At 57.1% G+C, this 12,769-nt stretch carries 9 protein-coding genes; 1 reads left to right on the plus strand and 8 read right to left on the minus strand.

From position 1 onward, the window contains the following. Nucleotides 1-287: 287 nt before the first annotated feature. On the plus strand, nucleotides 288-821 hold the full coding sequence (locus tag CCHOA_RS10380) for an SdpI family protein (RefSeq protein WP_123930389.1): 534 nt from the start codon (nucleotides 288-290) through the stop codon (nucleotides 819-821). A gap of 189 nt (nucleotides 822-1,010) precedes the next feature. On the opposite strand, the gene CCHOA_RS10385 is transcribed toward CCHOA_RS10380, so the two are convergent. The 8 genes from CCHOA_RS10385 to CCHOA_RS10420 all read right to left on the minus strand — a co-directional run bounded on the left by CCHOA_RS10385 (nucleotide 1,011) and on the right by CCHOA_RS10420 (nucleotide 12,088). Beyond that, on the minus strand, nucleotides 1,011-1,607 hold the full coding sequence (locus CCHOA_RS10385; RefSeq protein WP_206425797.1) for a TM2 domain-containing protein: 597 nt from the start codon (nucleotides 1,605-1,607) through the stop codon (nucleotides 1,011-1,013). A gap of 116 nt (nucleotides 1,608-1,723) precedes the next feature. Further along, complete coding sequence (locus CCHOA_RS11080; protein ID WP_123930392.1) at nucleotides 1,724-3,697, minus strand: cryptochrome/photolyase family protein; 1,974 nt, start codon at nucleotides 3,695-3,697, stop codon at nucleotides 1,724-1,726. Between the two features lie 840 nt (nucleotides 3,698-4,537). Continuing rightward, nucleotides 4,538-5,257 carry an MgtC/SapB family protein gene (locus CCHOA_RS10395; RefSeq protein ID WP_123930395.1) on the minus strand — a complete coding sequence of 240 codons (720 nt, stop codon included), beginning with the start codon at nucleotides 5,255-5,257 and terminating at the stop codon, nucleotides 4,538-4,540. A 535-nt stretch (nucleotides 5,258-5,792) separates the two neighbouring features. Next, entirely contained in the window at nucleotides 5,793-6,821 is a 1,029-nt protein-coding gene (locus CCHOA_RS10400; protein WP_123930399.1) for a LacI family DNA-binding transcriptional regulator, read from the minus strand. 507 nt (nucleotides 6,822-7,328) lie between these two features. Then, entirely contained in the window at nucleotides 7,329-8,180 is an 852-nt protein-coding gene (locus tag CCHOA_RS10405) for a glycerophosphodiester phosphodiesterase family protein (protein ID WP_123930403.1), read from the minus strand. Next, on the minus strand, nucleotides 8,177-9,943 hold the full coding sequence (locus tag CCHOA_RS10410) for an ABC transporter permease (protein WP_123930405.1): 1,767 nt from the start codon (nucleotides 9,941-9,943) through the stop codon (nucleotides 8,177-8,179). The genes CCHOA_RS10405 and CCHOA_RS10410 overlap by 4 nt, the downstream gene beginning before the upstream one ends. A gap of 3 nt (nucleotides 9,944-9,946) precedes the next feature. Beyond that, a complete protein-coding gene (locus CCHOA_RS10415) occupies nucleotides 9,947-10,963 on the minus strand; it encodes an ABC transporter ATP-binding protein (RefSeq protein ID WP_123930408.1) in 1,017 nt (338 codons plus the stop codon). A 66-nt stretch (nucleotides 10,964-11,029) separates the two neighbouring features. Continuing rightward, nucleotides 11,030-12,088 (minus strand): extracellular solute-binding protein, encoded by a 1,059-nt coding sequence (locus CCHOA_RS10420; RefSeq protein ID WP_123930411.1) that lies wholly within the window; start codon nucleotides 12,086-12,088, stop codon nucleotides 11,030-11,032. Nucleotides 12,089-12,769: the final 681 nt, after the last annotated feature.

The raw sequence follows: 12,769 nt of genomic DNA on the forward strand, positions 1-12,769 counted from the left end.
GTGCACTGCACTTACTTGACACAGGATGCAAGCTTGGCAATCACTCACTGCTACAGCCCTAACGGTTGGTCAACACCACCGGATCGCCCCTGTGTCAGCAGTGACACAGTTGCAGCAGTCCACCGGATAAATCCTGCAGCTATGCACTGCTTCATGGCAGGTCAACGGCAACCGTGCTGCCAATGGACACGAAAACTGCTCGGCAACCTCGCCACAGGCGGTGTACAAGGACACGGCAAAAGGACAAGTTGAGACCCACTGGCAATGACGCGCTACAGTAGACAACCATGGTCGTCATCGCTTCGATATTGCTCCTTCTTGCTGTTGGTCTCATTGTGCTTGGGGCACTTGCCTGGGCAGGGAAACTGCCCGGCAACGGGATTGTTGGTATTCGTGTGCCTGCCTCCCGGAAGCGGCAATTCTTGTGGGATGTGGCACATAAGGTTGCAGGTCCGATCTGGGTGGTCGGTGGTGTTGCTTGGCTCCTCGGCGGACTCGTCGCCCTTCGCGCCGAAGGTTGGCTGTGGATCATCCCTGCACTTGCCGCGATTGCTGGTTTCATCCTGTTTGGCACTGGTTCGGCAATGGGTGCCAACGCAGCCACCACCGTGGCAAAGAACACTCCTGAACCTGCCCCAAGTGGCTGCTGTTCGGCAGGGGATACCACAGCAGGTGACAACGCTGGCGTCAGCGGCACATCGCCGGAGGGTTCGTGTGGCGGTGATTGTTCCGGCGGCGGTTGTGGCAGCACCGCAGCCCCCAATATTGATTTGGCCGCAGCAAGGAAAGCAGCCGCACAGCGCGACAACGCGGAAGGCTAAACACCGTTATCTGCTTGCGGATTCTTACAAGGCCGCCCGGGATATTCCCGGGCGGCCTTGTGCGTTTGTTGCTGGCTGTCATTTTGTGTGTCTTCGGCGGGTGTTCGCTTTTCGCTGTGACACGTCTTGGTTTCCGATTGTGCCGGTCGGAATAGTGCGGGTCGCTAGGTTTGCCTCAAGGCGTCGCGCCTAGCGGGGCAGCATTCCGTTTCCCGGTGGAAGAGCAACCACTGCCGGCGGCAGGTTATAGCGGGCGCCAATTTCATAGGCGAGGCGAAGGTTGTACTCGTTTAACCGCTGCTGAATGAGTGCCGCATCGATCAGCCACCAAATACCGCAGCCGCCGGCGGTAAGCAGTTGCGCAGCCCCCACCCCAACATGCCCCAAATAGAAACGGTGTCCACCCATGATCCCAACGAACAGCCACAGCAGCCAGAGAATCAGAGGATTTTTCGACTGTGTTGCGTATTCCGCCCGCGCAGCATCAATGATCTCCTGCTGGATATTCCGCTGGGCTGGGGGCACCGACCCGACCTGGGCGCGTGCTTGGGCAGACAACGCCTGTGCGGCTTGTTCGGGGGTCATCGCCGGCCAACTGGGAACAGCAGTATCAGCTGTCGGCCACGCGGATTGTTGGGGAGTTAGCGGTGATTGTTGCGGCGGTGGTTGCACACCAGGATTCGGTGCTGCGTCGAATGCGGCAGCGGGATCGAATGTTCCGGAGCGGAAAAAGTCCGGCTCGTCCTCCGCCGAGGGATGATTCCCCTGTGCGGGTGGAAAGGTCATCGCTACACTCCTTATAGTGCCTCAATAGAATTCCACTGTAGCGCACCATGCAACCGGTCAGGTGCGCAGCGTGCAGTGATATGCATCCTGTGGTGATACCAGCAACTGCCAGGTGGTTACAGCCCTTTGATAGTTTCATAGGCGGCAAGTGCCTGTTTGCGGGATTCACCCACAGCAACCATTGGGGTGGCCGGATAGCACGGGGCGGCAACAGCCGCGTTGGCAGGTTGCTCGCTTCTTGGGTGCGCCACCGGGTTGCCATCAGATACCGGGTCACTGTCCGGAAAACTCAACGGAAGCTCATCCGCTGCGCTCTGTGCGGCCCTTTGCACTGCAGTTTGCCCTGTGCATTGCGCTGCGTCGGGCAGGAAATACTGCTGATAGGCACCGGAAGCATCAAACTTTGCGGCTTGGGTGAGGGGATTAAAAATCCGAAAATAGGGTGCGGCATCGTCGCCACACCCAGCAACCCACTGCCAGTTAAACGGGTTGGCAGCATGATCAGCATCCACCAGCGTCTCCCAGAACCAGCGTTCCCCGTGCCGCCAGTCGATGAGTAAATTTTTCGTCAACCAGCTTCCCACTACCATGCGAATCCGGTTGTGCATGGTGCCAAACAGCCACAACTGTCGCATACCTGCATCAACGAGTGGCACACCGGTCAGACCAGCCTGCCAACGGCCAAGTTCAATCATCAACTGCTGGCGGGGGCTAACACCCCCGGCCGCATACACATTGGGCAATGTAATGGCGGTGGTGATCGCTTCCCGGGAGGCAGCAAACGCGGTGTGCGGCTGTTCCACTGCAGGCATCCACGTCCACGGGAAGGAGGAAAATTTCTCCCGGACTGGTGCATCAGCCATCGTTGGATGTTGCCACAGGCGCGACCAAGCAAAATCACGCCACAACAGTTCCTTGAAAAAGGTTGCCGCCCAACCACTGCCGACGAGTTCATCCGCATCAGCACGGCTAGTGGTTTCCGCAACGATACGGGCAGGGCTGATCTCCCCGAAGCGTAAATGCGGTGACAATTCACTTGTTGCAGGTTGACTTGGCACATCGCGTTGCGCGGCATAGTCCCGCATCGCAGCCTGCCGAGCAAGGAAGCGCTCAAGTCGCTGCTGTGCCCCGTGTTCGCCGGGGGTGTGATAGGAGCCAAAGTAGCGCCACCAGCTGTCCTGGTGCAGCGCAAACGGATGTGGCACAGCAATCTGCGGAAAATGCGGTAGCGGTGACTGTTGCGTCGGAGCAGCGGTGCGCTTTCCTGCATCGGGTGCATCACATGCAGCAGGTGCAGCACATGCAGCAGCATCGTTCGTACTTATAGCAGCACTCTGCGGTGCAGCAGCATGGTGCAACACTGTCTCCGGGTCGGCACCAGCAGCATGCCCTCGGGCTGCAATTGTTTGCGGAATCCCAGGGATCTCTTCGCCTGTTCCGGGCAAACCAAGCGCTTCAATAGCCGCGTGGACGTTTTCCCGGTCCACCGTGTCCCGGGGTTGGGAACTGCTAGTAAATGGTGGAAACGCGGCTGCCTCCCGCAGCACATGATGCGCCACCCCACAGTCGTCTAATTGCCGCAACGCCGCCTTGGAATATGGGGTGTAGACCTGAAAACTGCCGCCGTCGGCTTTGGTGATTTCCCACGGCTCGTGCAGCGTAAACCCGGGAAAGGATTGCACGCTCATCCCGGCAGTGGTGAGATGCTCTTTTATCCACCGGTCAAGCGTTGGCGCATGCGGCATGTAGCGGCGCTGCCAGGCGACATGGGTTACCTGGTGTTCCTGGCAAAACTGGGGAATCTGCTGGGCTGGATCACCCCGCAGAATGTAGAGGGTGATATTCCGATCAGCGAGTGCTTTAGCGTGTGCATGCAGGCTTTGCCGCAACCACCAGCGGCAGGCAGCCCCCATTGCCCGGGGCAGTGGCAACAATGTTCTCCCTGTTGCCGGATCTGCTTCCTCATAGCAGTACAACGCAGAGATCCGTGCCGGTGCCATGTCATAGGCATACGCAAGAGGACCGTGATCAGCTATCCGCAGATCATCGCGGTACCACAGCAGCACATGGGGTTGGTTGTGGTCGGCCATGCGAAGGCAATGCTCCTCTCCGGGGGTGCTGCGACAACAGGGGAGGGGAACTGTTCCACCCCTCAACGACCCTTAGCTGCGCCGCGACCACCAGCATAGCGACCCGGTCATTGGCACCACAGCACCTCCAGGCATCCCCGGGAAAGCCTCAACGTGCGTGGCGCCAACGTGGCGCCAATAACACGAAAGGCGGGCAAGGCAGTAAACAGCAACGATAACAACGCAAACTCAACAGGCATACGGCAACAAGCAACAGGACGCTCATCGGCCCCTTGCTCGACTGTGCGCCGGGCGGCGGCATGCCACAGCCCGGGCGGAAAATGGATGGTGCGCCGCGTCCACCACGAATATGCAATCGCTGTGAGGTCGGCTACCAAGATGGGCAGCAATCCTTGTTCTGGGGCGTTATGCGGGTACCTATCGTTTTTTGTAGTGGTATTTCCGCTGGTAGCAGCGTTGTGAAAGTGGTGCAATTTGCACCGACACGGTTCTAGGTCACACTCGGTGGTGCTTTCCAGCCTTCTGTATGGGCAAGTGCACCGGCCGTATTTATCCCCAGTCTGCACGCAAGTCAGCCATAGAAACACCAAAGTCCCCCTGGTTGCGCTGTTCGTGGAAAGCGTTCCCTGAAGGATTCATGCAGGGATAGCTGTGTTGGTCACTGCCGATGATCTACCGCCCACAACCGGTACGGGCACACACGCAACGTGGCCGCGTTGCTCGTTGACCTTGATCGCGGTGGCGACCTTAAAGCTTGGGGCGGTTGCAATGAAATGTGCGGTTGACGTGCCCACCCGCCAGGAATGCTGCCCGCCGCCACCTGATTTGCTCGTATTCGACCTACAGGTCGTCGCTTGGCTGATCGGCCAGCCGAACATCACGCACACCCTCCAGACTGGCCACCGCTTCCGTAAGGAGATGAATCGGCTGTTTGCCTTTCAACTCAAGGTCGGTGTGCATCACACGCGGCTCTTCATCATCATGGGATGCGCGCGCATTGGCAATAGAGACTGTAAACCCACGGTTGGTTGCCAACGTCAGGATCTGTGGCATGATCGCCCGCCCGACTTCATAGTCAATGTGCAGATTATTGGTGCCGTTACGTTGCGGTAACCGGTGCATAATCGGCCCTACGGCAAAGACAAGCAGATAATGCATGATTGTCACCACCGCAGCAAGCGGAACCATCGATGCCCCACAGGCCATCCCGACGGCCGCCGCCACCCACACGGTTGCGGCAGTGGTAAGTCCCCGTACCGTGTCGTTATTGACAAAAATCACCCCGGCGCCCAAGAAACCAATCCCAGAGACTACCTGTGCCGCGATACGGGACGGATCAAACCGGGCGATACTCGACGGATCAGGGTTGAACCCGTAGGCCGAAACCAAGGTGAATACACAGGCACCCACCCCGACAAGCACATGCGTTTTAATACCCGCATCTTTTAAGTGCATATGGCGCTCCACCCCAAGGAGGAGACATAAGACAAATGCACTGCCGACACAGGTAAGTTCGGTGGAGAAGTGAGAGAAGTTAAACAGCGTTTGTAAGGTGTTCATAGTGTAAGGAATACATCTTTGCTAAATCATGATTCGGTGTTGTGTTGCCACCTGCACACACCACCAAAAACAAGCGGCACAACAGGGCAGGTGGCCGCGGACTGCTACGTCCTCTACGCCCTGCTCAGCGGCGGGATACGCCGTTTCGGAGTGGCTATGCAATAGTGTGCAGATAGCTGCTTGCGCAATACCCTGCCACCAAGTGGCAGATACTGGCCTTCTCCCACCGCATCTCTCCGCTTTCGCAGAGGGGATGGGGTGGGAACTATTCTGGCGAATGAGCGTACTCCTTGTGGTCTGACCACTGAAACAACAGCTGGTCACCACCATCGTAAAACGACCACCGCCGGACAGATGCCTGTGTGGCGTTCTTACCTACCTGGTGTCACATTCCCGCGCGGCCGGTGGCCAAGTGGTGCCATCCGAACAGCAAGAGGTCGGCCAGCAGCTGGTTGGCACCGGTGGCGCCCATAACCCACATTGCATTGGGCTCTTGACGCACGACATTGCGCCATTGCGCGTTGTATGAGCCCCGTTACGCACTGCATTGAGCCAAGGTGCGGCCCGCGATCAGGGTTCCTTCATAGAGTTCCCGAACAGGTTCGGCAGGAATATTGCCTGCCAACAGCTGTCCCATAACGGCGACTGCTTGTTTCGCAACAGTGTCAAGCGGATTACGCACCGTGGTTAGCCCACTTAAGGCAACTGCCTGCCCGATCCCATCGAAACCGGTAACGGAGCATTCTTCCGGGATGTGTAGCCCCAGCTGCTCAGCCATGATGAGAAAGTCGATCGCCCGCGCATCATTGGTGAACATCAGCGCCGTCACTCCTGCCGGAATGAGTTTGTCTTTCAGCAGCCGCACCAGGGCAGCATGGTCATGCAACACTACCGGATCGGCAATAGTCGACACTGTCACCCCAGCAGCCTGCAGGGTTTCGCTCATCGCCTGGGCACGCAGACGTTCGGTGGCACTGACTTCTTTCGCTAACAGAGTGACAGCTACATGCCGATGCCCGGCGCGCAACACTGCTTCCGCAATAATGCGGCCATCAGCAACTTCGTCATAGCCAATAACATGGAGTTGTTCGCAAGGATCTGGGCGGGGAACAACAATCGTTGGAATCTGCCGTGCGAGCGGAACAATACTGTCACTTGGCACCAACCCCGAGGAAACAATCAACCCGGCTGGCCGCAGTTGAATGAGCTTGTCGAGTACGGAGACTTCGCCGAGTTTCACACAAGCCGGATCCATTCGCCCCGTAGAGGCGGTGACCACAAACATGTCGTGGGCGTGTGCCTCCTGCAAGAGGTGATCCTGCAGGTGGGCATATGCCGGGTTGATAGCGTCGCGCAGCAACAATCCCACCAGGTTTGAGCCGCGCATCGCCAACTGGCTGGCCGCCGCATTGCGCACATAGCCGAGCTCTTCCACTGCGGCAAGCACTTTCGCTTTTGAGGCAGGTTCGACATAGTCTGCGCCGGAAAGTACTCGTGACACTGTCGCCCGGGATACACCGGCATGCTGGGCTACTGTCTGCATAGTGACGCTCAGACGCTGCATGACGTGATCCTCGTGACGCTGTGAAAAAAAGGGAGTGGTGCTTTCCGTTTGGGCGGTGGGCACCTGGCGCGGCAAAACGAATGTGCTGTGTAGCTACCGCGCCCCGCACACACCTGACAATAATTGGTTCGACGGGTTTTCACCGATGACTGTTATCGTACCCGCCACAGTGCCGCCAATTCGGCACGCCCTCCCACCAACCACACTGCCTGTGACCTGCACTACAGCAAACAACGCAGTTGTCTGCATCCCTGTGCTGAAGGAGTCGGGTCTACACAGCACAGCACGAGACTTTACAACGAGGACACGAACCCTTGAGCAGGTGGTCAATAACCACCAACCCTGCCCCGGTTCCGCCACAACCCTGCCCCGGTAGCGTCACAACCCTGCACCGGTAGCGTCACAACCCTGCACCGGATCAACACCTTGGCAATAGTGGGTACACCTTGCCTTCGTGCCGATATCCAGTGCAGTGCTGTGCGGTAGCTATTTCACACCAGTTGTGCGTTACGGTGATGAGGTGGATGGCTGCGCGGCAAGATAGTCGGCTAACAGCCGCGGCCAGTCGGTTTGGATAATATCCGCGCCGTATTCCACCAGTTTGCCCCAGCCGCGTGCCGGATCGTCCAGGATTGACGTGTGATCATCAAACCCACAGAACAAATCTTTCAAGTTCTCCAGGTTTAACGCGTTCAACCAGATGAGCAGGCCTTGCTCTCGCAGCTCAGCGATCCGTGCAGGATTCGCCAGAGGGCTGTACACATCCGCGGCGATAAGCTCCACGCCGATGAGATTGATCGTTGGATACTTCGCCTGCGCGGCGAACACTCTTGCCAGATCGTCCTCGGTGTGCACAATCGGCATATAGGGAAGCGCTACGCTCGCCTGCGCCAGTGCGGTTAGCCAACGGTCTTCCGCCGGGGATTTCACAACCAGCCGCTGCGGATTGGTGCACTCGGCTAATTGCTGTAACAGTCCGTCTTCCCAATAACGCCAGGAGCGGTCAACGTTGATCAGCGTGTCCGGCAGCGTGTTGATCAGCGGAAAGAACTCGTCCACGGTAGCCACCCCGGGATGGTGGAAAACCTGCCCGTAGGGGTGGGTTGCCACCTCACTGGCGGTCATCGCACTAATCGGGGTTGCCGTAGCAAGTTCTTTTTCCTCGTAGCCATCGTGGAAAGAGAAGTACACCCCATCCTTGGAACGCACAACATCAAGCTCAACAATGTCTGCGCCGTGGGCGAGTGCTACTTTCGCCGCCGCTAACGTGTTGGGGAAAATGCAGCCCCCTGCGGTGCCGCGGTGTGCGGCAATCAATGCTCGCCCAGCTTGCTTTCTGGCTTGTGCAAACAGATTCATAGTTTCCGTCCTCCGCCGCGCAGTGCCGCAATGCGGCTCTTCAACTTTGTGTGATCCCCATAGACTGCCCAAATCGTGATCGAGGCGACGATCATGAGCAGCACGGTGTAAACGAACACCAATGCGGTGGTATCGCGCTGCACCTCACCTTGGGTGGCCTGTTTAATAAACGGACCCAACGGCTGCAGGAGTGGATGGGAGACAAACACCGACATGTCGAATTCGGTGAGCAGCGAGTTAAACGACAACGCGCCCACAGCAAGCCCCGTCGGCAGCACCAATGGCAGCAGCACTTTCCGAGTGGTGTAACTATTCGACGCACCCAGCATCGATGCCGCCTCCTCTAGGGAGGAAGAGATCCCGCTAAACGAGGCTTTCATCAGACGGAATGTAAACGGAATACGTTCAGCGATATAGCCAAACAGCAACAGCAACGAGGTGCCGGTCAAAATAATCCCGCCAACCAACGGACTTGGCTTCGAATAGGCAAGCACCATACCGAGGGCGATAAGAATACTTGGCAACACCCACGGAATATGCAGCAGATACTCCAACACGACGGTGATCACGTTGTGATATTTGTGCACAATGCGCGCCGCCAACGTGATCATCACCACCACGGTGACCGATGCCAACGTGGAATACACCAGCGACACCAGCAGTGGCTTATAGCCAGCCGGATTCGTGAGCGCATAGGCATAGTTTTCCAGTGTGAAATCGGACAGATGAATCGAGGCGGTTTGAATAGCCTGCGCCCGCGTAAAGGAGAAGATCACAATCATCACTGGCGGAATCATGTAAATAACAAACAGCGCATAGGCAGCAATGTGGACGAGGACATTGGCAACCGGATTGGTGATTTTCTGCTTTTGAATAGCGCTTGGCACCTTCGACACAGAGAAATACTGCCCTTTGCGCTCAAGGCGATTAAGCAGCATCACCAGCAGCAACGTGGCAATACCTAGCACCACTGCAAGACCAGCGGCCAAATCCCGTGACTGCGGGGATCCGGCGAAGGTCAAAATCATCGGCGCCACTGTTTGGAAGTTCTCCCCACCTAAAATCAGCGGTGCCATCAGCGCATTGAGCCCGCCTAGGAAGGTGAGGGTGGTGATCGCGAAAATCATCGGCTTTAACGTCGGCAGCACCACCCGGATCAGTGTCGTCCAAGCACTCGCCCCCATCAGCCGGGAGGCTTCCACTGTCTGATAGTCGAGTTTGGCAATAGAACTCGATAAAAACAGCATGTGATTGCCGGTGGTAGCGAATGTCATCACGAAGACCACCGCGAACATGCCAGAAAACCAGTTGGGGTCAAGACCAGGGTAGATATTGCTCAACAGCTTGGTGATGTAGCCATTGGAGCCGTAAATCGTTTTATATCCCGCAACCAGCGTCACCCCACCGTAGATCAGGGAGGTGGCATACCCGGCCCACAATATTTTGGCACCTTTAATATCGAAGTAGCGGGTGACCAACACAATGAAAATACCGGTGAGATTCACCGTCACCGAGAGAATGATCGCCAACATGAAACTGTGTTTCAGCGACGCTACTGCCTTATCCGAGGCGGCGATCCGACCCACCACCCGGGTGGTGAACTGCCCGTCAGGGAAAAAGGTCTGCTGCAGCAGGGTGAACGTTGGCACGATAAGGAAAGCAAGAATAAACCAGCTTAAGATCGCCAACACCACAAGATTGAGCGGGGAGCGCAGCATCGCACCGATGCTGCGGCGTTGTTTTTGCGCCCGTGTAATCGCCATTGCCTAATTCCCCCTATAGGTGAGGAGGTCTTCGCCAGCGATTGCGACGCGTACCTGCTGCCCTGGATGCAAGACGAGGCGGCCATCATCCTTGATAACGACCGACAGCGGTTTTGGCTGACCAATATCGATCGCATAGGTGGTCATCACACCCTCATAACGGCTGCCGGTCACGTGACCGTCGAAATACACCGAGCCAGGAACAACCGGGGTGGTTGGGTCACAAAGAGCAACCCGTTCGACCCGCACATAGGCAGAATCGGCATCCAATGCTGCCCCCTGTGCGCGCAGTTCAGGCACCGGCAGTGCATTGACATCACCGATGAAGTTACACACAAACTCGGTGGCTGATGCCGAATACACTTCCCGCGGAGTGCCGACTTGTTCAATCCGGCCTTGGTTAATCACCGCGATGCCGTCAGACATTGACAAGGCTTCTGTTTGATCGTGGGTGACATACACCGAGGTGATACCGAAATGCTGCTGCATTTCTTTCAACTGAATACGAAGCTGGCCGCGGAGTTTCGCGTCCAAGTTACTCAGTGGCTCGTCAAGCAACAGGATCTTTGGCCGCATCACCAGTGCACGGGCAATGGCGACACGCTGCTGTTGTCCCCCGGAAAGTTCTGCGACACTGCGGTCGAGTTGTTTATCGGTGAGCTCCACTTCCCGGGCAATATCCGCCACCCGTTGGGCGATCTCATCGTTGCCGACCTTTTTCACTTTCAATCCGAAGGCCAGGTTTTCCCGGACAGTCATTGTGGGAAAGAGGGCATAGTTTTGAAACACCATGCCGAGCTGTCGTTTGTCGGATGGCAGTTTCGTAACATCTTGGCCGTCGATAAAAATACGGCCTTTCGTGGGTTCCACAAGTCCGGCTAGCGCCCGCAGCGCGGTGGTTTTCCCACAGCCTGATGGGCCAAGCAGGGTAAAGAACTGTCCCTCTTCAATTGTGAGGTTCATATTCGGGATCGCGACGAAGTTGTCGAAGGCGACCTCGATGTCTTTGAATTCGATCATGGGAGTGTCCCAAACTGTGTATGCGCCACCGGCGGCCGGATGATCCGACCGCCGGTAACAGGTGGCTTACTTGACGTAGTTGAGCTGGATTTCTTCGATCCAGCTGTCCAGATTGTCGGCAACGAACTTCCAATCAAGTTTTTGTTCTTTGAAGGATTCGGTGAAGGCGATTGCTTCCGCGTTGCCGTCAGCGATGGCGTCTTTGTTCATTGGTGCGGTAGCGAACTGCTTCGACCAGGCAGCCTGCACTTCCGCAGAACCGAACCAGTCGATGAACTTTTTCGCCTGCTCTTCGTGTTTGGTGCCGTTGACCAGTGCCACCCCTTGGCGCACCATCGGCACCCCGATTGCCGGATGGGCAGCACTCGTGGTGATCTCATATTGCTTTTCGCGGGTTACTTTGCCGGCCTGCCACATTTGACCGCAATCAACCTTGCCGGTCTTCATTTGTGCATACAGGTCAGTGCCCTGTTCGGAGCGGACACCGTTGCCATACCATTGGCTAATGGCATTCCAGCCGTCGTCGCTGATCCCCAGTTTGCCGTTGGGATCCTCGTAGCGGGTCAAAATCCCGGAGATCACCATCTGGACGGTGGCACCGCCAAGGGAAGCTGGTACCTCGTAGCGGTTGTGGAATTGTTCTTTTTCCCACAGGTCTGGCCAGTCTTGTGGCATGTCTTCTGGCTTGGCGAAGGCCGCATCGTTGCACACCAGCATGATGGGTTCGCGGACGATCGGGTAGTACATTTCGGAGGGGTCGACTGCGTCGGCGTCGATCTTGTCAGCCCAGGCTGGGGTGTACTTTTCCAGCACATCGTTGTCGACGAGTTTTTGGAAGTACACGTCGTTCATGCCGAAGGTGACGTCAGCGATCGGGTTGGCTTTCTCCGCGAGCAGACGGTTGTACACATCACCGCCGCCCATGTCGACGATCTGCAGGTCGAAACCTTGCTCGGCGGCTTGTTCTTTCAGCCAGTCGCCGCGCCCGTCGGAGACGGAGTTCGAATAGATGGTGAGGCTTTCGTCCCCGCCACCGGGGTTCACAACCGAGGAACAGGCAGCAAGGGTTCCTGCGGCAAGCAGGGTAGCGGTGCTGGCGATGAGCAGCTTACGGGGGTGAGCCATGATGGGTCTCCTAGGGTTGGGTGGCTGGCCGACAGCAGGTGCCCTGGCGGCAGCCAACGTTGTTGTGGTGCGTTTTGCTGAACAACAGCTGTGAACGCGCGTACATGGTTAAAAATAAACCCCTGGAACCGGCTTAGGAAGGGTATTTCCGCATATCAACGCTGCAGTACCCCCGCTAGATCGCAATCACACCCCATTCCCGGATTGCTTCCCCAGGAGGGTTTGCTGCCAAATTTTGCCCAATCTGGCGGGTGGCGCCAATCCTTGGAACTCCCCACCAAGGTTCCACTTTCGCCAGCTCAGCGGCACTTTCTTGGCAAAAGTGTAAGCGCGATGCATGTACGCGCGTTCAGGCAGGGTGGTGCGCCATGAAGTGGTGCGAATTCCCACACCCGCACAGCAAGCAGTGTGGTTTTTATTACGTCTCCCATTGCCTCAAATTACCCCCGCCAATAGCCAATGATTATGCGATAGAGGCTTCCTTATTTATTTCTGGTGTGCCAAGCCAACACCAAGCGCACTGATCCATGGCACCGAAGACGCAACGATCACTAGAATCCGCCAAGTGCACAGCACACAGCAATGCCCCCACCTACCGCCAGTAGCGGTAGGTGGGGGCAGATTGCAGACCCTGCAACGGGAGGGACCGCGTTTTTTACCCGCCTTGCCCCAGCAGCACAG

This window comes from Corynebacterium choanae (genome assembly GCF_003813965.1).
Lineage (GTDB): Bacteria > Actinomycetota > Actinomycetes > Mycobacteriales > Mycobacteriaceae > Corynebacterium > Corynebacterium choanae.